Annotated in this window: 24 protein-coding genes; 13 read left to right on the plus strand and 11 right to left on the minus strand. The window is 55.9% G+C overall.

Annotated features, from left to right (window positions below; translation table 11 throughout):
• Nucleotides 1-14 precede the first annotated feature (14 nt).
• Both ACX5K5_RS12340 and purD read right to left on the minus strand, forming a co-directional pair.
• Nucleotides 15-920, minus strand: a complete 906-nt coding sequence (locus ACX5K5_RS12340; protein WP_096257048.1) for a phosphoribosylaminoimidazolesuccinocarboxamide synthase — start codon at nt 918-920, stop codon at nt 15-17.
• Entirely contained in the window at nt 920-2206 is a 1287-nt protein-coding gene (purD, locus tag ACX5K5_RS12345; RefSeq protein WP_459175442.1) for a phosphoribosylamine--glycine ligase, read from the minus strand. Before purD ends, ACX5K5_RS12340 begins: the two co-directional genes overlap by 1 nt.
• Nucleotides 2207-2349: 143 nt before the next feature.
• Between purD and ACX5K5_RS12350 the strand changes: the two genes are divergently transcribed.
• The 7 genes from ACX5K5_RS12350 to purM all read left to right on the plus strand — a co-directional run bounded on the left by ACX5K5_RS12350 (nt 2350) and on the right by purM (nt 10222).
• Nucleotides 2350-3348: an asparaginase gene (locus ACX5K5_RS12350; RefSeq protein ID WP_459174450.1), complete on the plus strand. Its 999-nt coding sequence runs from the start codon at nt 2350-2352 to the stop codon at nt 3346-3348.
• Between the two features lie 544 nt (nt 3349-3892).
• Nucleotides 3893-4642: an ATP-binding cassette domain-containing protein gene (locus ACX5K5_RS12355; protein WP_096257050.1), complete on the plus strand. Its 750-nt coding sequence runs from the start codon at nt 3893-3895 to the stop codon at nt 4640-4642.
• A 272-nt stretch (nt 4643-4914) separates the two neighbouring features.
• Nucleotides 4915-5922 (plus strand): hypothetical protein, encoded by a 1008-nt coding sequence (locus ACX5K5_RS12360; RefSeq protein ID WP_459174451.1) that lies wholly within the window; start codon nt 4915-4917, stop codon nt 5920-5922.
• A 745-nt stretch (nt 5923-6667) separates the two neighbouring features.
• The gene (locus ACX5K5_RS12365; protein WP_096257053.1) at nt 6668-7048 is read left to right on the plus strand and encodes a sterol carrier family protein; all 381 of its coding nucleotides are present in this window, start codon (nt 6668-6670) and stop codon (nt 7046-7048) included.
• Nucleotides 7049-7051: 3 nt separating this feature from the next.
• Nucleotides 7052-7375 (plus strand): hypothetical protein, encoded by a 324-nt coding sequence (locus ACX5K5_RS12370; protein ID WP_096257054.1) that lies wholly within the window; start codon nt 7052-7054, stop codon nt 7373-7375.
• A 104-nt stretch (nt 7376-7479) separates the two neighbouring features.
• A complete protein-coding gene (gene purF / locus ACX5K5_RS12375) occupies nt 7480-9003 on the plus strand; it encodes an amidophosphoribosyltransferase (protein ID WP_096257055.1) in 1524 nt (507 codons plus the stop codon).
• A gap of 76 nt (nt 9004-9079) precedes the next feature.
• On the plus strand, nt 9080-10222 hold the full coding sequence (gene purM / locus ACX5K5_RS12380; RefSeq protein ID WP_096257056.1) for a phosphoribosylformylglycinamidine cyclo-ligase: 1143 nt from the start codon (nt 9080-9082) through the stop codon (nt 10220-10222).
• 71 nt (nt 10223-10293) lie between these two features.
• Here purM and ACX5K5_RS12385 read toward each other — a convergent pair whose 3' ends face one another.
• Both ACX5K5_RS12385 and ACX5K5_RS12390 read right to left on the minus strand, forming a co-directional pair.
• Nucleotides 10294-11184 (minus strand): Sir2 family NAD-dependent protein deacetylase, encoded by an 891-nt coding sequence (locus ACX5K5_RS12385; protein WP_459175443.1) that lies wholly within the window; start codon nt 11182-11184, stop codon nt 10294-10296.
• 195 nt (nt 11185-11379) lie between these two features.
• Entirely contained in the window at nt 11380-11598 is a 219-nt protein-coding gene (locus ACX5K5_RS12390; RefSeq protein ID WP_096257058.1) for a DUF3073 domain-containing protein, read from the minus strand.
• Nucleotides 11599-11823: 225 nt separating this feature from the next.
• On the opposite strand from ACX5K5_RS12390, the gene ACX5K5_RS12395 reads away from it, so the two are divergent.
• Nucleotides 11824-12402 (plus strand): septum formation family protein, encoded by a 579-nt coding sequence (locus ACX5K5_RS12395; protein WP_170947909.1) that lies wholly within the window; start codon nt 11824-11826, stop codon nt 12400-12402.
• Between the two features lie 71 nt (nt 12403-12473).
• Here the strand turns inward: ACX5K5_RS12395 and clpB are convergent, their stop codons facing one another.
• Nucleotides 12474-15074 (minus strand): ATP-dependent chaperone ClpB, encoded by a 2601-nt coding sequence (gene clpB, locus ACX5K5_RS12400; RefSeq protein ID WP_459174452.1) that lies wholly within the window; start codon nt 15072-15074, stop codon nt 12474-12476.
• Between the two features lie 291 nt (nt 15075-15365).
• Between clpB and ACX5K5_RS12405 the strand changes: the two genes are divergently transcribed.
• Nucleotides 15366-16421 (plus strand): hypothetical protein, encoded by a 1056-nt coding sequence (locus ACX5K5_RS12405; protein WP_459174453.1) that lies wholly within the window; start codon nt 15366-15368, stop codon nt 16419-16421.
• A gap of 106 nt (nt 16422-16527) precedes the next feature.
• A complete protein-coding gene (locus ACX5K5_RS12410) occupies nt 16528-17031 on the plus strand; it encodes a DinB family protein (protein ID WP_096257062.1) in 504 nt (167 codons plus the stop codon).
• A gap of 62 nt (nt 17032-17093) precedes the next feature.
• Here ACX5K5_RS12410 and ACX5K5_RS12415 read toward each other — a convergent pair whose 3' ends face one another.
• Nucleotides 17094-17504 carry a YccF domain-containing protein gene (locus ACX5K5_RS12415; protein WP_096257063.1) on the minus strand — a complete coding sequence of 137 codons (411 nt, stop codon included), beginning with the start codon at nt 17502-17504 and terminating at the stop codon, nt 17094-17096.
• Nucleotides 17505-17654: 150 nt separating this feature from the next.
• Between ACX5K5_RS12415 and trmB the strand changes: the two genes are divergently transcribed.
• Both trmB and ACX5K5_RS12425 read left to right on the plus strand, forming a co-directional pair.
• Nucleotides 17655-18515 (plus strand): tRNA (guanosine(46)-N7)-methyltransferase TrmB, encoded by an 861-nt coding sequence (gene trmB, locus ACX5K5_RS12420; RefSeq protein WP_096257096.1) that lies wholly within the window; start codon nt 17655-17657, stop codon nt 18513-18515.
• 42 nt (nt 18516-18557) lie between these two features.
• Complete coding sequence (locus ACX5K5_RS12425) at nt 18558-19160, plus strand: GNAT family N-acetyltransferase (RefSeq protein ID WP_459174454.1); 603 nt, start codon at nt 18558-18560, stop codon at nt 19158-19160.
• Between the two features lie 11 nt (nt 19161-19171).
• Here the strand turns inward: ACX5K5_RS12425 and ACX5K5_RS12430 are convergent, their stop codons facing one another.
• The 5 genes from ACX5K5_RS12430 to dnaK form a co-directional block, all read right to left on the minus strand.
• Complete coding sequence (locus tag ACX5K5_RS12430) at nt 19172-20785, minus strand: AMP-binding protein (protein ID WP_459174455.1); 1614 nt, start codon at nt 20783-20785, stop codon at nt 19172-19174.
• Nucleotides 20786-21029: 244 nt separating this feature from the next.
• Entirely contained in the window at nt 21030-21458 is a 429-nt protein-coding gene (locus ACX5K5_RS12435) for a heat shock protein transcriptional repressor HspR (RefSeq protein WP_096257066.1), read from the minus strand.
• A gap of 103 nt (nt 21459-21561) precedes the next feature.
• A complete protein-coding gene (locus tag ACX5K5_RS12440) occupies nt 21562-22527 on the minus strand; it encodes a DnaJ C-terminal domain-containing protein (protein WP_105675807.1) in 966 nt (321 codons plus the stop codon).
• Between the two features lie 87 nt (nt 22528-22614).
• Nucleotides 22615-23187, minus strand: coding sequence for a nucleotide exchange factor GrpE (locus ACX5K5_RS12445; RefSeq protein ID WP_188685249.1), 573 nt, complete (start codon nt 23185-23187; stop codon nt 22615-22617).
• 13 nt (nt 23188-23200) lie between these two features.
• Nucleotides 23201-25054, minus strand: coding sequence for a molecular chaperone DnaK (dnaK, locus tag ACX5K5_RS12450; RefSeq protein WP_096257069.1), 1854 nt, complete (start codon nt 25052-25054; stop codon nt 23201-23203).
• 57 nt (nt 25055-25111) lie between these two features.
• Here dnaK and ACX5K5_RS12455 point away from each other — a divergent pair, with 57 nt between their 5' ends.
• Nucleotides 25112-25540 (plus strand): PLD nuclease N-terminal domain-containing protein, encoded by a 429-nt coding sequence (locus tag ACX5K5_RS12455; protein ID WP_459174456.1) that lies wholly within the window; start codon nt 25112-25114, stop codon nt 25538-25540.
• Nucleotides 25541-25638 lie beyond the last annotated feature (98 nt).

Raw genomic sequence — 25638 nt, forward strand, 5'->3', positions numbered from 1 at the left:
TATTTTTGGATCGATTAGGCTGAGAACTTCAGTCCGGTCAATCGCTCATATGCTTCGATATACCGGGCACGAGTCTTCTCGATAATTTCTGCTGGCAATGCCGGAGGCTGCTGCCCGGAATTCTTGTCCCACCCGGATTCTGCTGAGCTCAACCAGTCACGGACGAACTGCTTGTCAAAGCTATCCTGTGCCTTACCAGGTTCATAAGACTGCGCATCCCAGAAACGCGAGGAGTCCGGGGTGAGCACCTCATCGCCCAAGGTAATGTCCCCGGTAGCAGGGTCCAACCCAAACTCGACTTTCGTATCGGCCAGGATGATGCCGCGTTCACGCGCAATCTTCTCGGCACGCTCGTAAAGTGCGACGGTCTTTTCCCGTAGCGCTTCGGAGACGTCTAGACCAACGCGCTCCACGGTTTGCTCAAAGGAAATGTTTTCGTCGTGTTCCCCTACTTCAGCCTTAGCCGAAGGGGTGAACAAGGCTGGTTGCAACCGTGAACCATCAACCAGACCTGCTGGCAACGGCAATGCACACACCGTGGAAGAGACCTTGTACTCGACCAAGCCAGAGCCGGTCAGGTATCCACGAGCAATGCACTCAATGGGGTACATCTCAAGCTTTTTGCACACCATCGCACGTCCGGCAACTGCCTCTGGCACCTCGGTGGAGATCACGTGATTGGCAAAATCGCTTAGCTGATTGAACCACCACACACTGAGCTGGGTCAGCACCTTGCCCTTATCGGGGATCTCGCTGGTCAGTACAAAATCATAAGCACTGATTCGGTCCGAGGCGACAACGAGCACCCGGTCCGAGTCTGCAAAACTGACACCTGCCGGTACGTAAAGATCTCGGACCTTACCGGAGTAGAAATGGTCCCAACCTTCTAAGGAAAGTGTTTCTGTCTGCAATCCTGCCATTACTTACTTTCCTCATTCGTTAGGATTTCTCCACGTTCGGCCTTCAATGCGATGTCGCTGCGCGACTGCGCTCCAGGCCAACTGATCTTCGCAACACCGGCATAGGCGCTAGCCCGGGCACTGGCCAGATCATCGCCTAGGGCAACGACGGCCAACACACGTCCGCCAGACACGATGATGTTACCGTCGGCATCGGCGCTGGTGCCAGCATGCATGACATGGACGTTAGGAACCGCGTTGGCCTGTTCAAGCCCTTGAATTATTTCGCCTTTCACCGGGGCGTCAGGATAGTTCTCGGCGGCAATGACTACGTCAACTGCGGTCTTCGAGGACCAACGCAGCTGTTCAGCGTCATCCAAGGTTCCGTTCGCCGCAGCCAGCAGGATGCCGCCCAATGGAGTCTTCAGACGAGCCAGGACCGCTTGAGTCTCAGGGTCACCGAAGCGGGCGTTAAACTCAATGACGCGGATGCCACGCTTGGTAATGGCAAGGCCGCAGTACAGCACACCGGTGAACGGGGTGCCACGCTTTTCCATTTCGCGCAAAGTTGGGTAGGCGACGCGGTCCATGACCTCGTCGACGAAGGTTTCGGGCAACCATTCAAGCGGTGAGTAGGCGCCCATACCACCGGTATTAGGTCCCTGATCATTGTCGAAGATTCGTTTGAAGTCTTGCGCCGGTGCCAGAGGCACCGCGTGCTTACCGTCGCAGATGACGAAGAGCGAAACTTCTGGACCGTCCAAGAATTCTTCGATGACCACGGTACCGCCAGCAGCAAAGCAGACTTCGGCGTGGGCTAGGGCTTCGGCGCGGTCATTGGTGACAACCACGCCCTTGCCGGCTGCCAAGCCGTCGTCTTTAACCACGTAGGGTGCGCCAAAGTCGTCAAGCGCCGAGGCTGCTTCTGCCGAGTTGGTGGCCACATGCGCCATCGCGGTGGGCACCTGCGCGGCGGCCATCACGTCCTTGGCAAATGCTTTGGAAGCCTCCAGCTGGGCTGCGGCCTTGGTTGGTCCGAAAACGGGGATGCCCGCTTCGATTAACGCGTCGGCAACACCGGCGGCCAAGGGCGCTTCGGGACCAACGATCACTAGCTCGCTTGCCAGTTCGTTAGCCAGCGCCAGCACCGCTTGTGGGTCTTGCGCATCGATGTTGTGGGTGGTGACGTCCTGTGCGATACCGGCGTTACCGGGAGCGCAATGAACCTCATTGACGTAGGGGTCTGCACTCAGTGCACGGACAATTGCATGCTCACGGCCGCCTGGGCCAATAACCAGTACCTTCACCTCGCCGAGTTTACCGGAGATTAGTGCCAGGTTATTGGTCTGTGACCGGTCAATGAACACTTCTTACGAGTCACTATTTCTCTTCGGGTTTCTAGGGTTTCCTGATATTTGAGGTGCTCTAAGCACCGCTTAGACTGAGTCTTATGGCTTCGGCGATAGACATCACACACTGCACAGAGCTGCTTCGGGTTACCCGTAATTCGGTCGTTGAATCCAGACATTATGGAGCCGCGGTGGTGCTGGACGCTTCGGGAGAAATACTTGAAGCCCTCGGCGATCCGCAGGCCCTGATCTTTCCGCGTTCCGCGCTGAAACCTTTTCAAGCTATCGGTTCTCTGCGTGCCGCGGCGGTTCTGAGCTCCGCCCAACTAGCTTTGGCTTGCGCCAGCCACCTGGGTACCGCCAGACATCAGCAGTTGGCGCACAGTGTGCTCGCCTCGGTGAACTTGGGCGAAGATCATTTGCAGTGTCCGGCTTCATGGCCAGGCGATTCCGCCGCCAGAACCGAAATGATCATCGGTGGGCACAGTCAAAACAAGTTGGCATTCAACTGTTCGGGCAAACATGCGGCATTTCTTGCCGCCGCGGTATCGCGCGGAGAACCGGTAGAAACGTATCTGAATCCAGAACATCCGGTACAGCAGTGCGCGTTAGAAGCAATTGAAGAATTCTGCGGATCGGTAACTTTTGTGGGGGTGGATGGGTGCGGTGCTCCGGCACCGCAGATATCCTTGCATTCCTTAGCCAAGGGGTTCAAAAATCTCAGTACCAGCAGCGATCAGCATGTTCGTGCCGTCGCACACGCGATGCGCGAACATCCTTGGGCGGTACGCGGTCCCGGCAGCCCGAACACCATCGTTAACGAATCCACGGGGATTATTGCCAAGTTGGGTGCCGAAGGCGTGCTGGGTATGAGCACCGATCAAGGGGTGAGCGTAGTGGTCAAAATGCTGGATGGCTCATCGCGCGGAATGGACATGCTGGCTCTCGGGCTGCTGGTCAAACATGGTGCCCTCACACCGCAGAAGCTGAAAGAATTGGCTTCTAGGCTGGCGCCGGCAAGCACCACAGAGGGCTCGCGCGCGGCGCAGATTCACGATGTGGGTCAGGGATTTGTGGACGGTCGGCGCAAAAGAATCTGAGTGAATCTCAAACCCAAGCTTTTGATATCGCCACCGACTTTGCATCCAGCCTGTGCTGATCTCTAGATCTCTGTGCACGAATCAACAGTAATCAACGTCGAGTTCTCACGTGCGGGAAAACTAGACGACCACGTGTGAGAAACCTTCCCCGTGTTCCTTTGGCGTCGCTATCACTTCAATGCTCCACGTCACTGCTTTTCGGAAGAACGGTGACTCCTACATTGAGCTGGAAGATGAATATTTCCGCGCAATCGCTAAATAGATTCTTCACCAAAAACTTACTTTTTTTGCTTGAAAGTAGTGATGAACACCCTCCCGGTTAGTCATTTTAATGATCCGAGTCTAGGATAATTACGATTCGTCAAGAGGTTTGTCTGCAGAAGTATCTAATCCGTTTGCACCGACAACCCAGACGAGAAACGACAACATGTCCTCGGTTTGTCTGGTGCAGCAATCTATTTTCTGGCCGTGACATTTGGTCTCACGACGGCCCTTGGGCTTTTCCGGTGAAAGCTACCAAGCAAAAGGAATCCCAACTCAACGTATGTCGACTTTAGCCATGGAGAATCTTTCATTCTCCTACCCTCGTAGCGCCGTTTTGCTACAAAACCTCAATGTAGTTTTTGGTCCGGGGCGCACGGCGCTTCTTGGCCCAAACGGGGCTGGAAAATCCACACTCATTGCCTTGCTCGCAACGGTGCTCAGTCATAAGTCCGGATACATCGCCTTAAACGATTCTGACAGTTCGGTACCTGCTACTAATTTACGCAAGTATCGGCAGCAAATTTCCTGGCTTCCTCAAGATTTTGTTCCTGTCGGCGGACTGACGGTACAGGACCACGTCACCTACAGCGCATGGCTGAATGGAGCATCCCGGCGCGAAGCCAAACGCCGCGCCCCGGCCGCGATCAGCCAGGTAGGACTTACCGAGATGGCACAGAGCAAGGCCACGGCACTTTCTGGCGGTCAACAACGGCGTCTCGGACTAGCGGGAGCTTTAGCCCATGATGCAAAAGTGATTCTGCTTGACGAGCCCACAGCGGGCCTAGACCCGAATCAACGCGATAGATTCCAGACCATCTTGCAAGGAATCGATCCGGAAAAGATCGTGTTGGTCTCGACGCACCAAACTGAAGACATCGATGGTACTTTCGATCGAATATGCGTCCTAGACAAAGGACAGCAAAAATTCCACGGCTCGGTATTCGAATTCATGGCGTTTGGAGAATCAGAAACAGACCCTCGCGATAAAATCCGGTCAGCTTATGGACGACTTGTCGACAGGGAAAACTAATGTATCCGTTGGCGAAACGCCCCTCAGTCTGGCTATTACCACTGTTCTTAGTAGTGGCCCTGGTTTATCTATTTAGTTACACCGAGATGGAATTGGTGCGGGGTAGTTCTCAAGCCGCGTTGGCTGCTGCATCCACGACGTTACTTTTTTCCTGTTTACTTTCTTCGTTGAGCGCAGCCGTTGAATCCAGCAGGGAGAACCTAAGTCGCGGTGTGCTCGATGCCGTGTCTCGGAGTTACTTCGAGCGCGTGTTCTTCCGTCTGTGGCCTAGCGTGACCGCTGGAGTCATTGTCCAGTTCACAAGTGTCATCATTCTTTTGCTGAATTCCAAAGTCATCCCGCAACTGAGTGACGGGTTGATCTTATTTGGTTACGTACTGGCCATTACCGCTCACGCCGCGTTCGGCAATCTTCTAGGCCAATGGTTCCACGGTCGTTTTGCGATTCCCTTGGCTTTGGTGGGTAGCTACCTATTTCTTGCATTCACCGGAACCAGCAGTTTCTTCCCTCTGCATTACCTGTCAGGAATGACTCTTAATGGTTGCTGCATGGCAGCACAGAATATTGATTTCCATGCAATATGGGCACTAGTCGTGTTCTCAGCACTGTCTACGACAGGTTTTATTATTCTCGCGGGCACTAATCGTCCGTTGGAGAGGAAACGCATCTCCGCGTCGTTGCCTTCAGTGCACATAGCCACCGGAACATTATTAATTCTGGCATCCGTCGCTACGGGCTTATGGCTGGGAAAAGATCTAGAAGGTATTCCGGCGGTGGCTATGAGTGACGAACAATTCGAATGCTCGAACACTAGACCGCAAGTTTGTTTGAACCAGGTACAGCTCTCAGGAGGGGACCGGCGGATGCTGGTTGCCCAGAGCATCACTTCTCTGACTAAAGTCGGTTTCCCAGAACCGCAACGCGTCACTGCTTCAATGGATACCGATCTAACGGTAGAAGAAGACGGAGTTCTACTGACTGCTTTTGAACCAAGCTATACCGATGAGCAAGTGGTCTACGCGGCGGCCAGTTCATATGCGTCTCAGCTGGCAAATCAATTATGCGATAGTGATGATTTCGACCAGCAATACGCCATGATCCAACTACTGCAAGAATGGAGCACGGGGTACGCCCAGGAGCAAGTTCTTGGAATCCCCTCGGGTGGGTTAGAACAACCCCTCGCGTCATTGAACAGGGACGAACAACAGATCTGGGCCTTGAGAGCGTATGACAGCCTGACTCGATGCGAAGTTCCAGCAAAGCCTGGGAAAGATTCATGACTTTTGTGTTCCGTACGCATCGGGGGCTGACGTGCTTATTCGCGACTGTGGTTTGTGGCGTGGGAGCCGGATTTTACGGGCAGAAGCTAATTTCCATTCCCTTTCTAGGCTCGCTGACGATGCCCACGCAGATGCCGGCTCCGGTGATACCGGCGCTATTGCTCTGTGTCATCCTCGGAGCTTGCGTGACTGGAGCCGAGCGACCTTGGATGCACTCATCGGTACGGAACATCTGGGCCCATTCGGCTATTTTCGTCCTTGTTCTGGCTTTGCTATCAACACTGCTGTGCGCTGGCGTCGGGGCTCTCACCCACCAGGGAATGGTTATGCCAGGCGCGTTGTATGGACGCGATTTGGCGGGGCTTTTAGCGCTTTGGGTACTAGGCAGATTCTTTGGTTTATTTGCAGCAGCGACCGTGTTGCCAGTCGGCTATGTAGTATTCGCATCGGCTTTTGCCCGGAATAAAGAAGCCTCGTTCTACCCTTGGGCATGGATCATGGAATCGCATCCCCAATCTTGGACGGGGCTAAGCCTCATCGCTACCGGTGTTGTCGCCACTCTAATATTGGCCGTACGCCGCCGTCCTCTTTACATTGGATGACCGGAAAACCGATCGCTACTCTTGTGAGTTGCTTACTTTGCTAGGTTCGCAATGAAATAATCAGACGATCTTCACTCCTATCCAAGTAAGAGCAGCGGGAAATATGACATTTTCACGTCATCGAAGGAAGCAGATCTAAGGCTATGGCGATCAAAAGAAGAATCGATGAACCCATGGGGCGCACAGCGCTGCGCGAGTGGGCGCAAAACGCTGAAACTCAGGGGAAAACAGGGCGTTCCACCCTCGCTACCGCGGTGCGTTTCACCTTGGAAGAACTCGCTTCTCGGGCCGAGGGGAACTCTGTTGAGGTGCGCATCCCACCCTTTGGTGTGACCCAATGCATTGAAGGGCCTCGGCATACCCGCGGGACCCCTCCGAATGTGGTCGAAATGCCTGCTGAATTATGGCTATCGCTAGTCACCGGGAGAACCGATTGGGCTACGGCCGTGCAATCGGGGCAATTGCATGCCTCCGGACTAAGGGCAGACTTGTCGGCACATCTGCCACTAATTGAGTACCCTTAAAGTATGGAGCAACACCCCGCCACCCCGTCATCCGCTGATCAGCCAATTACCGTGCTGGTTCATGCGGCACCACGTTTCTGGCCATTTGTACTGACCGGCGCCGTTCTCGGTGCGCTGATCGGTGCCATCATTGGCTTCCTTGGTGAACCTTCAATGGATTACACCGTAGGTTCGGCTATCGGATTCTTCGCCATGTTTTGTGCAGGACTTGGCATTGGGCTGGGCGCACTTGCCTTTGTAATTATCGACCGCGTAACTTCGCGCAAAACCACCCAAAAACTGGCGGTGCCCCTGGCCGGGGATACCACCAGCGAGCAACAAGGCTAGGCGCCCTCCCCTTCCCAGGAAGGCATGTGGCGGCCGCGCACCTGGTCGTCGCTCACCACATAAGCGGTCGAAGACGACCAATAGATACATGAGAGAATATTGACATGGCGCGTGGCGATGGACTACTTAATCATGACTTGCTTCCCAGCGAAAAAGGTCCGCAGGATGAATGCGGAGTTTTTGGTGTTTGGGCACCTGGCGAAGACGTTGCAAAACTAACTTATTACGGGCTCTACGCTCTGCAGCACCGTGGACAAGAGTCCGCCGGTATTGCCACCAGCGATGGCTCGCGAATCAACGTGTACAAAGACATGGGCTTGGTTTCCCAGGTTTTTGATGAAAACACCTTAAATTCGATGACCGGCCACCTAGCAGTTGGCCACTGCCGGTACTCCACCACCGGGGCAAGCCACTGGGCCAACGCGCAGCCAACCTTGGGCCCTACCCAGACCGGCACCGTCGCTTTGGCGCATAACGGTAACTTAACCAACTCGGCGCAGCTAGCCGAAATGGTGGAGGCTAAGCAGCTGGCCGACGGGGGCAAGGTCCGTGGCGAAATCGCTCAGGGCAACACCACCGACACCGCGCTGGTCACCGCGTTGCTTGCTGGCTCCGAAGGCCAGTCCTTAGAAGAAACCGCGTTGGAGTTGCTGCCGAAGATTGAAGGCGCATTCTGCTTTGTCTTCATGGATGAAAACACCATGTATGCAGCGCGTGACCCACACGGGGTACGCCCGCTGGTTCTAGGCCGTTTGGACCGTGGCTGGGTTGTTGCTTCCGAGCAGCCCGGTCTTGCTACCGTCGGCGCCTCATTCATTCGTGAAATTGAGCCTGGCGAACTGATCGCTATCGATGAAAGTGGCGTGCGTTCTACTCGCTTCGCCGAAGCCACCCCGAAGGGTTGCGTCTTCGAGTACGTGTACCTAGCCCGCCCGGATGCTTCCATTGCTGGCCGCTCAGTGTATGAAGCTCGCGTAGAAATGGGCCGTCAGCTGGCCCGTGAAAACAGTGCGGATGCAGATATTGTCATCCCGGTCCCGGAATCCGGCACACCTGCCGCCATTGGTTATGCCGAGGAATCAGGGATTCCTTTCACCCACGGTTTCGTCAAGAACGCCTATGTGGGCCGCACCTTCATCCAGCCCTCGCAGACCTTGCGTCAGCTGGGTATCAAGCTGAAACTTAATGCTTTGGAAACCGTGCTGCGCGGCAAACGCGTGGTTGTGGTGGACGATTCGATTGTGCGCGGTAATACCCAGCGCGCCGTGGTGCGGATGTTGCGCGAAGCTGGTGCCGCCGAGGTCCACGTAAAGATCTCTTCACCACCGGTGAAGTGGCCTTGCTTCTACGGCATCGATTTCGCCACCCGTGCGGAACTGATTGCCAATGGTGCTGCCGTGGATGAAATCGGTAAGTCCATCGGCGCCGATTCTTTGGCTTACATTTCCGAGGAAGGCATGATCGGTGCGACCTTGCAGCCTCGCGAGAAGCTGTGCACCGCGTGCTTTACCGGCGACTACCCGATTGCGCTGCCAGGTGATGAGCGCCGCGGGAAGAACCTGCTGGAGAAGAGCAACCAGGGCGGCTGCGAGCCGGGCCCGGATGCCGAACTCGAATCTTCCCTGTAACTAGCCACCTCACTACTACCTCGTTGCAAGCGGCACCGTTACCTCGGTGTTCACGACAGAAAAGGACCCATCTGCCATGAGCGGCACGCAAGAGCAGCCCACCTCCATCACCTACGCCGGAGCCGGTGTCGACGTCGAGGCCGGTGACCGCGCCGTTGAACTGATGAAGGGCGCCATCAAGGCCACGCACACTTCCGGAGTAGTCGGCGGGGTCGGCGGTTTCGCTGGCCTATTCGATGTTTCTTTCCTGACCGGATACAAGAAGCCTTACCTAGCAACTTCCACCGATGGTGTGGGCACCAAGGTGGCTATCGCCCAGAAGCTGGATATCCACGACACCATCGGCCAGGACCTGGTCGGCATGGTGGTAGATGACATCGTAGTGGTTGGCGCGAAGCCGCTGTTCATGACCGATTACATCGCTACCGGCAAGGTAGTTCCGGAGCGTATTGCCGACATCGTGCGAGGTATCGCCGAGGGTTGCAAGCTCGCGGGCACCGCATTGGTAGGCGGCGAAACCGCCGAGCACCCAGGCTTGCTGGCCGAAGACGAATACGACGTGGCAGGTGCCGCCACCGGTGTTATCGAGGCAGATCAGCTGCTGGGCCCAGAACGTGTGTTGGCCGGTGACGTGGTCATCGGTATGGCCTCCTCGGGCATCCACTCCAACGGTTACTCGCTGGTGCGCCGCGTAATCGCACATGCTAAGTGGGAACTAGAGCGTGAGGTCGCCGAGTTCGGCCGCACCTTGGGCGAGGAACTTTTGGTTCCGACCCGCATTTACACCACTGCCTGCTTGGACTTGATTGATGAATTGAATACCGGAGAAGACTTCGGCGTTCACGGATTCAGCCACGTCACCGGTGGCGGTCTGGCAGCTAACTTGGCTCGCGTACTCCCCCAGGGCCTGATGGCTCGCGTGGATCGCTCCACCTGGTCGCTTCCAGCGGTCTTCTCCACGATTGCTTCCCTCGGCAACGTTCCGTTGCCTGACCTTGAACGTACCCTGAACCTGGGCGTGGGCATGGTGGCAGTAGTGGACCAGAGTGTTGCTGACCGCGCGGTGGCGCTGTTGAACAAGGCCGGCATGGGCGCATGGATCATGGGCTCGGTAGAGAAGCTTGACCCAGCGGCTAGCTCGGCAGGTCTGGACTACGTACAGGGTGCCAAGGGCGTTGACGGTGGTGGCGTGCTGCTGACCGGTAACTACGCCAAGTAACTGCTAGTTTAACGATTTGATGCGTCGCCCCCTTTCCGGGTGTGACGCATCAATTCTTTAAAGTGACCCGGCTAGTGAAGCTGGGACAGTGCCTGATCCAGCGGAACCCGCCAACGCCAGGTGGCCTTCTGCTCGCCACGCACGTGCCCGTTCGTTACCAAGGCAACAGGCAAACCTCTCCTAACAAAGTTCAAAAGGATTTTGTACCCGCTCATCACCGCCAATGACGAGCCAAGCACCAGCAACGAGTCGGAGCTTTCTTCAAGCCTGGCAATTTGCTCCTTGCGTTCGGCTGGCACGTTTTCCCCGAAGTAGACAACGTCCGGCTTCAAAGCCAGCGAGCCACAATACAGACAGCTTCCCATCACAAAGCGGTCCACCAGGTACTGAGGTAGTTCTACGTCACCGTCCGGGTTGATGGCGCTAGGATCGACGTCTACGGCTTCCAGGTAGCCAACGTTGAGCTCTTGGAGCCGGTCATCAAAATGCTGCCGGTCTTCGGATTTCCCACAATCTAGGCAACGCACTATCGAGAGGTCCCCATGCACCGGGATCACCGTCTTGGAACCAGCTTGCTGGTGCAAGCCATCAACATTCTGGGTGATGATGCCGCTGATTCGACCTTCTTCTTCCCAACGCACTAGTCGGTGGTGGATGGCGTTAGGCTCGGCCCGAAACATGTGCCGCCAGCCAACAAATCCGCGGGCCCAATAGCGTTGGCGTGCTTCGGGTCGATACTTGAATTCTTGATAGGTCATCGGACGGTGACGCTGTAAGGAACCGTTCGGGCCGCGGTAGTCAGGAATACCCGAATCTGTGGAGACTCCGGCTCCGGTCACCACCAGGACGTTGCCACGGTCCAGCTGAGCTTGAACTCCGGCCCGAGCTTCTGCGTTGGGATGCGGCTGCGCTTGTTGCTCAACGATGCGTTGCATCGAACGTATGGCAGATTGATGGGCCATCTGAATCGATAGCTCTTCGGGTGTACTCACTAGTGTGCGCCCTTTCGCGGGTTCCGAACACGACAAATGCCGCAGCGACCTAAAGCTAATTTAGCTTAGTCGTTGCGGCTTGTCGTAAATATGTACTGTAGAGCTGCACCACTTCAAATGAAGGCTGGCACCCGAGCCAAAGACTCTCGGTTAACTGGCCGATGTTTAGTCGGCGTCGTCGTCTCCCGAGTACTTTTTAGTCTGCTCGTCGTATTTCGAATATTCGTCGTCATACGAAGAATCAACAGGCACCGGTTTTGGGGTCTGATGTTCGGACCTGATACCCAGCTCTCGCTCGAGTGCTGTCAGGTCAGTCGAGGGCGAGTAGTACTTGATGTCTCGCGCTTGACGCTGTGCTTTAGCCTTTTGACGGCCGCGCCCCATGGCGTGACCCCCTCTTTTCAGTAGAGTCGGAAGGTGGTCCACCTAATAGGTGGAGGCCCCCGAATATGTGATCAGTTCTTTCGTAATTAAAGGTTAACACGATTCCACGGCGAGCGCTGAACGCAACACGTGCCAGACCCGTTAGACTGTCGATTAGTCCAACGACTATTTAGTGAGCTTGCTCCCAAAATATCCTCGGCAATCCTTGAAGGAGCACTACAGGTGGTGGAAAAAGATCTACCCGAGCCGCAGGCGGCTTTACCGCCCCTACAGCCGGAATCGGAGAAGCCCAAACGGCAAATCGGCCAGTGGGTTTTGCTCGTCATTGCTGTTTTAGCTTTGAGCGCCGCGGTAGTTTTCGTTGTACTTCGCTTTATTACACCAACTACGCCAGAGGCGAACACCGTAGAGCGAAATGAAAGCCCCGGATTGGACGGAGTGATCGCCGCCTCGATCCCCCCGGAGCAGTTAGTCCTCGGCGACTGCCTGCGTGGCTTTGATTCTCCGCTATCCCCACAGACGGTTGTTACCTGCGATTCCTCGCATAACGCTCAGCTCATCGGAACCTTCGAGTTGACCGGCGACAAATATCCCGGATCAAATGAGTTGCTCACCGAGTCCGAATCGCTGTGCAAATCAGTTTCACTCGACCCTAGTGCTGGACTGGATTCCACCTGGACGTACCACTTCTCACGCCCCTCGGAAAGTACCTGGTCCCAAGGTGACCGTCAGGTCTCTTGCTTCCTGGGACTGACCGAGGGAAATGTTCGCAACTCGCTACTTCCCGATAACGAAGAAAGCTAAGTTACGTCACTGACTTACGCTGATGGCCGGTGGATTTCCACCGGCCATCAGTGCGTCGACGCAACCTTTAGCTACTCGCTTTCGCTGGTTCCGCGGGTGACGACGAGCTTGTCTCCCTCCGGGTCAAGGCCCACCTGCACCCGATCCCCGTCCTGAATATTTCCTCCCAGGAGCTGACGAGCCAATCGGTCACCGATTTCGCGTTGCACCAATCGGCGAAGCGGCCGAGCACCGTAAGCCGGGTCGTAGCCGGTCATGGCCAGCCACTCGCTGGCGGCTTCGGAAACGTCCAAACTTAGTCGACGCTCGGAAAGCCGTGCAGCCAGCAGGTCAATTTGCAGTTTCACAATGTTGCCCAGCTCGTTGATGCTCAACGGATCAAACATGATGATCTCGTCCAGACGGTTCAAGAACTCTGGCTTAAAGGAAGCATTGACCACGTTCATCACGGCTGCCTTCTTGTCCTTGTCTTCCAGGTTTGGGTCCACCAGGAACTGGGAACCCATATTGGAGGTCAGGATCAAGATCGTGTTTCTGAAGTCAACGGTACGTCCCTGCCCATCGGTCAAGCGTCCATCATCAAGCACCTGCAAGAGGATGTCGAAAACTTCAGGGTGGGCTTTTTCCACTTCGTCCAGCAAGATCACCGAGTACGGACGGCGCCTTACCGCTTCGGTCAGCTGTCCACCCTCTTCATAACCGACATAGCCCGGAGGCGCTCCGACTAGTCGCGAAACCGAATGCTTCTCGGCGTACTCGGACATGTCGATACGCACCATCGCGCGAGGATCATCAAAGAGGAAGTCGGCTAGCGACTTGGCCAGCTCCGTCTTACCCACACCGGTAGGTCCAAGGAAGAGGAACGAGCCGGTAGGCCGGTCCGGATCCGAAATTCCCGCACGGGTTCGGCGCACCGCATCGGAGACCGCGGTTACCGCCTGTTGCTGACCCACCAGGCGCTGGCCGATGATTGATTCCATCTCCAGCAGCTTCTGGCTTTCGCCTTGCAGCATCCGTCCGGCGGGGATACCTGTCCACGCCGAGATGACTTCGGCAATGTCATCAGCGGTCACCTCTTCAGCCACCATGGTGTGTTCGTGGCTCTTGCCTGCCTCAGCCTCGGCTGCCGCTTCAAGTTCGCCTTGCAACGTGGGGATCTCTCCGTAGAGCAGTCGTGAGGCATTTTCCAGGTCACCTTCGCGCTGGAACTTTTCGGCCTGCGAGCGCAGCTCATCTAGCTTCACCTTCAGATCACCTACGCGGTTCAGCCCTGACTTCTCCGCATCCCATTGGGCATTGAGCGCATCGAGGGTTTCCTTCTTATCGGCCATATCCATACGAAGCGCGTCGAGGCGTTCGATGGACCCCGGATCGGTCTCCCCGGCGAGCGCGAGCTCTTCCATGGTCAGCCTGTCCACTTCACGGCGCAGCTCATCGATTTCCTCGGGAGCCGAGTCAATCTCCATACGCAGGCGGCTGGCCGCCTCATCGACCAGGTCAATGGCTTTGTCCGGCAACTGTCGCCCGGAGATGTACCTGTTAGACAGCGTAGAAGCAGCCACGAGTGCCGAGTCGGCGATGGACACCTTGTGGTGTGCTTCGTAGCGTTCCTTGAGTCCGCGCAGGATTGCGATCGTGTCATCCACGCTTGGCTCCCCCACATAGACCTGCGCAAAGCGACGCTCCAGTGCCGGGTCTTTTTCGATATTTTCGCGGTACTCATCCAGCGTGGTGGCGCCGATCAGGCGTAGTTCACCGCGCGCGAGCATTGGCTTGAGCATATTGCCGGCATCCATAGCGCCTTCGGAAGCGCCAGCGCCTACGACGGTATGAATCTCATCGATGAATGTGACAATCTGTCCGTCCGAGGCTTTGATCTCTTCGAGTACAGACTTCAGGCGTTCTTCGAACTCGCCACGGTATTTCGCGCCGGCAATCATAGATCCGAGGTCTAGCGAGATGAGCGTCTTTCCTCGCAGCGACTCTGGAACGTCTCCGGCGATCATGCGCTGAGCGAGTCCTTCAACCACGGCGGTTTTACCTACGCCAGGCTCACCGATGAGCACCGGGTTATTTTTGGTGCGCCGGGAGAGTACCTGGACCACGCGGCGGATTTCCTTATCGCGGCCGATGACCGGATCGAGTTTGCCCGAGCGGGCTAGCGCGGTCATATCCGTGCCGAATTTCTCTAGGGCTTGGAAGGTGTCTTCCGGGTTGGGGTTATCAACCTTGCGGTCCCCACGGATAGTGGGCAACGTTGCCACCAACAATTCCCGGGTAGCCCCGGAGTCGCGCAGCGCTTCGCCGGCCTTGGTCTGGTCAGAGGCTAAGGCGATCAGCAGGTGTTCGGTGGAGACATAGGTGTCCCCCATGTTGTTCGCGATCTCCTGTGCGGTGCTGACTACTTGGAGCAATTGACGAGAGAATTGGGCTTGAGCCACCGAGGATCCCGAATTAGCAGGCAAGGTATTGATAGCCGTACTAGATTTCACCGAGAGCGCTTCAACGTCCAGACCTGCGGTTTTCAGTAATGCCACGGCAACCGAGTCTCGCTGATCCAACAAGGCCTTCAGCAAGTGAGCTGGTTCGATCTGCGGGTTTCCCGCGGTCGAAGCATTCATACCGGAAGCAGATAGAGCCTCCTGGCTCTTGGTGGTGAGCTTGGTGTCCACGCGAATCCTTTCTCTCTGAGGGTGAACCCATAAACTTGAGTGTACTTAACTCAACTCTACTCCTGGTGTTCTTATTCCGCATCAACTAAATTTTTCTCGATTGCTCCACGCGTCATCAAACGGCAACGACCCACCGGCCCACAGCATGGCTAGTTAGAACTAGTACCAGTGCGTGATTCGTCGCCGAAAACTAGCTTGGGGCTCAGTGATTCGCCGAAATATCCAGACTCCCGCACCTATTGACCTACTATCCGTAGCTCAAATCAGTTCAAATCTTGGGGACCGGAAATAATGCCGAAGTCTACTGTTCGCTCGGTCACGCGCCGTCGATTTTTGACGTTGGCGTCGGCCAGCGTAACCCTGGGCGCTACCAACGCCTGCGCTGTGCGTCGTGTTGTTCCCTCAGAACGCGCAGTAAGTTTCGGCTTTGAAAACATTGTCACTGACACCCCGCGCTGGGAACACTATGCTCAACAGCTTCGTCAGGTAAATGCCACGGGGCTCTCACTCAGCGTTGGCCACACCGATTGGACCGCATTCAACTGGGAAGCACGGCCGCAGGCCTCCGCGGATGGCGTGGCCAGTAGCGGCCGAGACTACGTTGCTGAAGCTATCCACGCGCTCAGACCAGAACTGACTGGCAATTCGGAAATCACCCTAACTATCGACACCTTGTGTCCAGCAATCATCGCGGCTGACCCGAGCATTGCCGGTGTCAATCCACAAGGCGAAGCATCCTATGACTTTCCTAGCGTGAGTTCTTTAGAAAGCGGAATAGCCGGAGACCTACTAGTGCAGCTGGCAGGTGAGATTTGTGCCAGGTACAAGCCGAACCGAATTTCATTGACCGAGCTAATGTTTGACGACTTCACCTTCGGAACCCCAGATTTACGCTCCTTCAGCAAGCACAGTGGCAAGAAAGACTGGCCGCGAACCTCCACCGGGGAAATTGACACCGCGCACCCGAGTCTTGGAATCTGGCGTTCGGCCGCTCTGGCCAACTTGTTGTCTCGAATTAGTACCGCGGCCCAGGCTCATGGAGTACTCCTGGATATGGACGTCAGGGCCTCCTGGGCAAACCCGGACGGTGACCGGGCGGCTTCCCCGGTCATGCCTACGAAACCTTGCTCTCCGCGGCGGATCGACTCATCATATGGAACTACTTCTCCATCAATGCGAGTACCCCAGACTATGGTGGTCGGCTGGCCTGGTCGTTGCAGCAAAGATTTCCTGGACGGTTCGTCATGTCGACAGGGCTTTGGGCGCAAAACTCGGCGCTGGCACCAGAACAACTTGCTTCCGCACTACAAACTATCTCGGAAGCTGGCCCGGTTGCCGTCTCGGTGACTCCCGTGAGTTTGATGACTCAAGAACATTGGGATGTGCTCGCAAGAGCTTGGAAACTCTGAACGCAGACGTTGCGTCACACCTTGCATAACGCGCAGACTAGAGCATGCCCAATCCAGATTCCACTGCCCACCACGCCCCACATCCGGCTCAACTGGCTGACGAGTTTATTGAGCAACACCGGAAAATGCTTCTGGAATGCCTCGATGGGCTAAGCGAGACCGAAGCAAAAATGCATCTGGTCTCTTCCAAGACCACGTTGCTTGGCCTGGTAAAGCACGTGACCTTCGTGGAACGAGTCTGGTTTGGCGAGGCCGTCACCGGTGCCTCACGAGCGGACCTAGGAATTGTGCAAACACCTGATCAATCCTTTGATCTGGCGGCCGAAGACACTATTGAATCGATCCAGCGCGCTTACCGGGACGCTATTTCGCTGTCCCGTACAGCTCGCGCAGAGTTGGCCGATGATGCGCTTCTTCCAGGTAACCGCCGTGGCCCCTTGCCATTAGCTTGGGTCCAACTCCACGTTCTTCGGGAACTGGCCCAGCACTGTGGGCACGCTGATATTTTGCGCGAACAAATCCTGCAGCACCGACAGCAAAAAGCTTAGACACAACCAAGTAAGCAAAAGCCGGTCCATACGGAACCGGCTCTAGCTTAGTTGCATAAAATTTAGCGTCGCATCCCTGCGATGTAATAATCCGAAGGAACAATTTCCTTCCCTAGCGGCATCAAAGATACCGGGATCATTTTGAGGTTTGCGATACCTAGCGGGATGCCAATAATGGAAACGAACATCGGGATCGCGGTCACCACGTGACCGATGGCGATCCAGATTCCAGCGAAAACTAACCAAATAATATTTCCCAGTGTCGAAAAGGCTCCTACCGGGCCGCGGTCGACGACGGTGCGGCCAAAGGGCCACAAGGCGTAACCGGCGATCCTAAAGGAAGCGATACCAAACGGAATGGTGACGATGAGCAGGCAGCAGATAATTCCGGCCAGAACATACCCCAACGCTAACCACAGGCCGCCGAATAGTAGCCAAATGATATTCAAGATGCCACGCACTAAATCTGTCATGCTTCTAGCATGACAGCGCTTCGCTAGTCCGCGCTATAGGGGAACACCCGGAACGCCCCCTAGTATTTGTGACAAAAATGAATTATGGGTGTGCAACGCCCTACGAATTTCTGGTGGGCCTCCTCCGGTCCTCGGCTAGGATTAATGATCATGAGTGAACGTAGCGACGCGCAACCCGAAGGCACCGACAACATGGCCAAAGATCCTTCCCTGTTTCGTGCCGACCCGGTCTCCTTTGTGCGCCGAGGTAATCGGCTCCAAGGACGCCGCGCGGCTGCATGGGAGCGCAATGCCGAAAGCTACGTCATTGAGCCACCTCGCAAGATTGCCGACACCTCTGTGGCAGATGACTTCCGTTTGGACCCTGAACAGGCTTTTGGTCGCGTGGCCCCGCTCATCGTGGAGATTGGTACAGGCTTAGGCGAATGCATTGCCAACGCTGCCAAGGATGATCCAGAGCGAAACTACCTTGCCGTGGAGGTTTATCTTCCGGGATTAGCCCAGCTAATGCTCAAGGTCGAGTCCTTTGAACTGGAAAACGTTCGCGCGGTCCAGGCCAATGCTCCAGAGGTCTTGGACGTGATGCTCGAAGAGAGCAGCGCCGACGAATTGTGGATCTTCTTCTCAGATCCATGGCACAAGCCTCGTCACCACAAGCGTCGACTGATCACTTCCTCATTCTTGGACAAGGTCGCCCGTGTATTAAAGCCTGGTGGAACACTTCGACTGGCCACCGACTGGTCTAACTACGCCGAACAAATGCGTGAGGTACTCGAAGCTCACCCACTATTTGAAAATCAGCATCCAGGCGCGCATTCGGGAACGGAAAGCAACCTCACCAAGGTTCGCGCCAACGGTATGGAAGGCTTTGATCCAGAACCTGACTTTGTTGATGAGCGAGGTGGCTGGGCACCACGTTTTGAACGTCGTATCCTCACCAGCTTTGAAGGCAAAGCTTTGAAGGCCGGACGTTTGGTCTTTGATCTGGCCTATACCCGGGAAGCTAAGTAACTTTACAAATCTAAGGCTCCTGGCTGCAATACACTTGCAGGCATGAGCCTTAGTGCAACCCCCACCCTGAAATTTGCCGGCGTCCGCCTGGAACAGTTGAACCGCAAGCATTCAGCTGACTTGGGCGCCATCGTTAGCCACGGTTCACTGGATCAAGTGTGGTTTACTAAGACGCCTTCGGCACAGGGCATGGACGCTGAGATATCGCGCCGGCTCGCTTTCCAGGCCGAGGGCCAGATGGCACCGTTCGCGATCATCGATGAACACAGTGGCAACGCGGTGGGCGCAACAACCTATTTGAATATCAGCGAAGCGAACCGACGGGTAGAAATCGGTTCCACTTTCCTTGGCACCGATTTCCAGGGAACCGGCATAAACGCTGCAGCGAAATATCTTTTGTTGCAGCGCGCCTTCGAAGAACTCGACTGCTTGTCCGTGGCCTTTTGCACTCATTGGCATAACCAGCAGTCACGCGCGGCGATCGCCCGACTAGGCGCGAAGCAAGACGGCGTGCTGCGCAATCACATGTATGACGCGAGCACTGGGACTCTGCGTGACACCGTGATTTTCTCGATCCTGCCACAGGAGTGGCCCGCCGTCAGGCAAGGGCTCTTGGCCCGGTTGGCCAAGCACGGCCGTTTGTAATTCACCGATACTTAGGTGAGTAACTTTTTCGCCGCGTCTTCACGTAATTGCACCTTACGAATTTTGCCGGTGACGGTAATCGGAAATTCATCGAGGATCATGGCATAGGCAGGAATTTTGTACTGTGCCAGTTGACCGTGGGCAAAGGCCCTGAGGTCCTCAATGGTCAGCGGGTCCTTGCCCGCCTTCATCTTGATACAGGCACAAATTTCCTCACCATATTTTTCATCTGGAATTCCCACCACCGAGACATCCTCAATATCTGGGTGTTTGAAGAAGAACTCTTCAATCTCTCGAGGATAGATGTTCTCACCGCCGCGAATCACCATATCCTTGATGCGCCCCACAATGACGCAATATCCGTCTTCGCGCATGACCGCGAGGTCCCCGGTATGCAACCAGTTCTCCGAATCAATTGTTTCCTTGGTTTTGGCTTCGTCATTCCAATAACCGAGCATCACCGAGTAGCCGCGAGTGCAATATTCTCCCGGTTCTCCACGTTCCACAGTTTCCCCGGTCGCTGGATCCACGATTTTGACTTCCAAATGCGGGTGGACGCGGCCAATGGTTTCGGTACGTGCCTCTAAATCATCATCCGCCCTCGTCTGGCAGGACACTGGGCTGGTTTCGGTCATTCCGTAGGCGATGGATACCTCGGACATGTTCATATCTTCTAGGCAACCGCGCATCACTTCAACCGGGCAAACCGATCCGGCCATGATTCCGGTACGCAAGGTACTCAAATCATGGGTACCAAAACTTGGGTGATTTTGCATCGCAATAAACATGGTGGGAACCCCATAAACACCGGTGCATTTTTCTTCGGCCACTACTCGCAGGGTAGCTTCAGCATCAAAGCTCGGGGCCGGGATCACCATGGTGGTTCCGTGACTTGTGCATCCCAGATTTCCCATCACCATGCCGAAGCAGTGGTAAAAAGGCACCGGGATGCAGAGTCGGTCTTCGGGACCTAGCCGAATAGTTTCAGTGACAAAAAATCCGTTATTCAGAATATTTCGGTGGCTGAGTGTCGCGCCCTTGGGATATCCCGTAGTACCAGAGGTGTACTGAATATTGATGGCTTGATCTGGTTCGGTCAGCGCCAGACGTTGGCTAACCAAGGCCGGATCTATACCTTGACCTGCTTCGATAAGTCCGGCCCAGTCAGCGGTGTCCAGATAGACCACGCGTTCCAAGGTCGGAGTATCCACGGCACAACGTTCAACCATTTCACGATACATACTCGTTTTGAAACTGGTCATGGTGATCAGCATCCGTAGGCCGCTGTGATTGACCGCGTAGGAATACTCATGACTTCGATAGGTGGGATTAACATTGACCAAGATGACACCGATTTTTGCTGTGGCGTACTGAGTCAAGGTCCATTCGGCGCAGTTTGGCGCCCAAACTCCCACCCTATCCCCCGGTTCTAAACCAGCTGAGAGAAGTCCACGCGCTAAATCGTTAACCGCTAGGTCCAGCTCATTCCAGGTCCAGCGCCGACCGGTGAAGGCTTCCACCAGTGCTTCACGCTCTCCATACAATGCGACGGTGCGTTCTAGGTTGGCGCCGATAGTGTCGTGGAGAAGTTCCGAAGTGGTATCGCCCTGTGCATAGGATTTCATCGCTTGGCCCTCAGATCCTGAGTCTCAGAAATGCCGACTTTTACCTGATCAGGGGTCGTAACTAATGGGTTCTCCCGCACGAAGCTCTCCATCCTCAAAACAGTTGGGTTGCGCAGCTTTTATTCCGGATACGGCTATCCGGGACGCAACAACGTGACCCACGATAGGTGAGGTGGATCACGTAGTTTTGAGACTAATGATTTTACCGACGGATTACTAGCCGAACACGACCAACGGAGGAAAACTATCTGCCAATGGCACGGCGCGTTGTAAATAGTGTCACCGTTGGTTCGCGGCGAGCCGGACGCATTCCGCGGGCCATGGAAACCACATCTCCGGCGGCGGTTCCGGCGGCGAACACACGGGTTTGGCCTTGCTGGACGGCGCGCAATTCATCGCGTAATTCGCCGACCTGGTTTTGCAGAAAAGACACCTGGTTTTGCAGCTCGATAATGCGTTTAATGCCTTCGAGCGACACGCCCTCTTTGCTCAGCTGCTGCACCTGGCGCAATAGTGAAACGTCGCGCTGGGAATATCGTCGCTGCTTACCCGATTGACGGCTGGGTGAGACCAATCCGATGCGATCATACTGGCGCAGGGTCTGCGGGTGCATATCTGCTAGTTGTGCGGCGACTGAAATGACGAACACAGGTCTTAGGAACTCGTGGGCCATGAATCTCAGTCTCCGTTTCTCCCCCAAATGTAGGGGATAAATGTATTGTCTACGTGAGTGTGCCCCTTGCGAAGCACACTCACGTATCGGGCCAATCTTTAGCTTAGAGCTTGGCCTTAGCAGCCAGCGCCTGTCGAGGATCTTCACCCTCGGTAGCCGCCGCGAACTCTTCGATGGCTGCTTTCGCCTTATCGTTCAGGTTCTGCGGAATGACCACATCTAACACGATCAGCATGTCGCCGGTCGCCTTGGAGGTCTTCACCCCGCGCCCTTTCAGACGTAAGGTCCGCCCCGAGTTTGAACCGGCTGGTACCTTCATGGCAACTTCTTCGCCATCCAAGGTTGGCACATGAATTTTTGCCCCGAGCGCGGCCTCATCAAAGGTGATTGGCACGTGCACACGAATATTGTTCTCTTCGCGTTTGAAGTACGGGTGTTCGGTAACCTTCACCTTCACCAGCAGGTCGCCGTTTCCGGCTGGTCCTGACTGACCGCGACCGCGCACACGTACCGATTGACCGTCCTTGATTCCTGCAGGAACACGCACGTCAATGACTTCACCGCTTTGCTCACGCAAACCGATAGTGGTGCCCTTGATAGATCCGGCGAAGGAAATCGTGGTGCTTGCGGTGCGGTCCGCGCCCTTGCGAGGCGGGGCACTTTGTCCAAAGCCGCCACCGAAACCGCCGCCACCGAACAGATCAGAGAAATCTGGTTGTCCGCCGCGACCGCGTGGCGCCCCTCCCCCACCAAAGAGGTTGGAGAACATGTCATCAAAGCCTGCTTGGCCGCCTGGTGCGCCGCCGGGGCCTCCGGCGCTGAAACGCGCTCCGCCGCCCATAGCGCGAATCGCGTCATACTGCTCACGCTCTTCTTTGTCCGAAAGCACCGAGTTAGCCTCGGAGATGTCTTTGAACTTCCGCTCGGCTTCCGCATCACCCTGATTAGTATCCGGGTGGTATTTACGTGCTAGCTTACGGTACGCCTTCTTGATGTCCGCCTCGCTGGCGTCCTTGGAGACGCCCAGAATGGCGTAAAAGTCTTTGTCGATCCAGTCCTGACTTGCCATCAGGGCCCCCTTTCTTTTGACTACCGATTTGAAACTGCCCACTGTCGAGGTTTCGGCAGTGGGCAGTTTCGTTATCTAGATGTGTGGCTACTCGCCGGTGGCTACTAGCACCTGCGCGGCACGCATGGTGTAGTTTCCCTTACGGTAACCGGCTCGCAGTACCTGTCCCACATGATCCGCTGGGATCTCTGGGACCGGCTGGCGGAGCAACGCCTCGTGAACGTTGGGATCAAATTCGACCCCAGCCTCATCGATTCGTTCCAGGCCGTGAGTTGCCAAGACCGTGTCCAGCTTCTTAGCGATAGCCGCGAACGGGCCATCTGCTAAGTCACCATGAGCACGTGCCGCATCGATATCATCAAGCACCGGCAGCAACGTGGCGAGCACCGACTGAACGGCACTTTCACGTACTGCTACCCGGTCACGCTCTACGCGCTTGCGGTAGTTGACGTACTCGGCCTGCAAACGAAGCAGGTCGTTGCGAAGCTCGGATTCCTTTTCGGTAACTTCAGCCTGTGCCTCTTCGACACCTGCAGCAGCCTCGTTCAGGATCGCCTCGGCCTGACCCAGGGCGTCAGCGTTTGGCTGCACGTCGGCTGCCTCTGGCTGGTTCTCCGGCTCCTGGCCGGAGTTTTCGTTCTGGTCCTGTGCCTCGGACATATTCCCTTGCTCCCTACTTCTTGTCGGCTTCGTCTTCGTCGATTACCTCGGCGTCGACGATGTCTTCATCAGCGTTTGGAGCCTGCTCGCCTGCAGGTGCTTCGGCGCCTTCGGCGGCGGTGTTGGCGTAGATTGCCTCGCCCAGCTTGGTCTGCGAAGCCTGAAGCTTCTCAAACGCTGCCTTGACCTCGTCGTCGTTGTCCTGCTTCTCCAAGGCTTCCTTCAGTGCGTCAACGTCGGCCTGAACCTCGGTCTTGACCTCTTCTGGAAGCTTCTCATCGTTGTCCTTGATGAGCTTGTCTACCGAGTAAGCTGCCTGCTCGGCGGCGTTACGGGTCTCGGCTGCCTCGCGGCGGGCCTTGTCCTCTTCGGCGTGAGCTTCGGCTTCCTGAACCATGCGCTCGATGTCTTCCTTCGACAGCGAGGAGCCGCCGGTGATGGTCATCGACTGCTCGGTACCGGTGCCCTTATCCTTAGCGGATACGTGCACGATGCCGTTGGCGTCGATGTCGAAGGTGACCTCAACCTGTGGGATGCCGCGAGGTGCCGGTGCGATACCGGTCAGCTCGAAGGTGCCCAGTGGCTTGTTGTCGCGGGTGAACTCGCGCTCACCCTGGAAGACCTGGATCGATACCGAAGGCTGGTTGTCCTCGGCGGTGGTGAAGGTCTCCGAACGCTTGGTTGGGATCGCGGTGTTGCGCTCGATCAGCTTGGTCATCACGCCGCCCTTGGTTTCAATACCCAGGGACAGTGGGGTGACGTCGATGAGCAATACGTCCTTGCGCTCACCCTTCAGCACGCCAGCCTGCAGGGCTGCACCAACGGCAACAACCTCATCTGGGTTGACGCCCTTGTTGGCTTCCTTGCCGGCCAGGTCCTTGACCAGCTCTGCCACTGCTGGCATACGGGTCGAACCGCCAACGAGGATCACGTGTGCGATCTCCGAAACCTTAACTCCGGCTTCCTTGATGACATCGTTGAATGGCTTGCGGGTGCGCTCCAGCAGATCCTTGGTCAGTTCCTGGAACTTAGCACGCGAGAGGTGCTCGTCTAGGTGAACCGGGCCATCGGCGGTGACCGAGAGGTACTGCAGGGAGATGTTGGTGCTGGTAGCCGAGGACAGTTCCTTCTTGGCCTGCTCAGCAGCTTCCTTCAGACGCTGCAGTGCAATCTTGTCCTTGGACAGGTCTGCACCCTTCTGCTTAGCCTGAGCCAGCAGCCAATCTACGATGCGCTGATCCCAGTCGTCGCCACCGAGGCGGTTATCGCCCGAGGTGGAGCGAACCTGGATGGTGGAGAATCCGTCGTCATCCTTGCCAACTTCGAGCAGGGAAACGTCGAAGGTACCGCCACCGAGGTCGAAGACCAAGATGAGTTCGTCTTCTTTACCCTTTTCCAGACCGTAAGCCAGAGCGGCTGCGGTTGGCTCGTTGACAATGCGCAGTACGTTCAAGCCTGCGATTTCGCCGGCTTCCTTGGTGGACTGACGCTCAGCATCGTTGAAGTATGCAGGAACGGTGATGACCGCGTCGGTGACCTTTTCGCCCAAGTAGGACTCGGCGTCGTTCTTCAGCTTCATCAGGGTACGAGCAGAAATTTCCTGAGCGGTGTACTTCTTCTCGTCCACGTTGATGGACCAGTCGGTACCCATGTGACGCTTGACCGAAGCGATGGTGCGGTCAATGTTGTTCACTGCCTGGCGCTTGGCGATATCGCCAACCAGAACTTCGCCGCTCTTCGAGAAAGCAACGATGGACGGGGTGGTGCGGTTACCTTCCGCGTTTGCGATAACGGTTGGCTCGCCACCTTCGAGCACGGATACGACCGAGTTGGTGGTTCCTAGGTCAATGCCTACTGCACGCGACATATTGGCTCTCCTTTGCCTTGAATTGTTAAGTACTAACGCTTGGGGCGGATACCCCAGTTGAGCGTTCTGGACTCAACTTTACTCACTGTCTTTTTTGACTGTCAAATTAACTTGAGCGAACTTGACTCAACTTTGCGTTCTGTCTTCTTCAACGAACAAAGGGCAAGAATGATTCCCATGCCGAAAAATAATTTTCAGACACAGGACACCCAAGGCATTCAAGGACAATCCACCCTGCGCTCCCGGCGCCTCAACCTACCGAAAAAACGGTCCTTCCGGGAGCTGGATCGCCGCACCCAGGTTGCTGTCATCCTCGCTGGAATTATCGAGCTGACTTTGATGTTTGCAGCCTTGTGCGATCTTCGTCGACGCCCCGTTCAGCTGGCGAGAGGGCCAAAACCACTGTGGGCCGTGGTCAGTTGCCTCAACGTACTAGGAAGCATTTCCTACTTTGTCTTTGGGCGTCGCAAAGACCCTCAAAACTGATTTACAGACACAATGGAACAACCCGCTCTCGTGATGACGAGAGCGGGTTGTTCGCTGTCAGCGTGGACGCTTTGGCAATGAAAAACTCGATTGCCACA

The sequence above is a fragment of the Glutamicibacter bergerei genome (assembly GCF_054495185.1).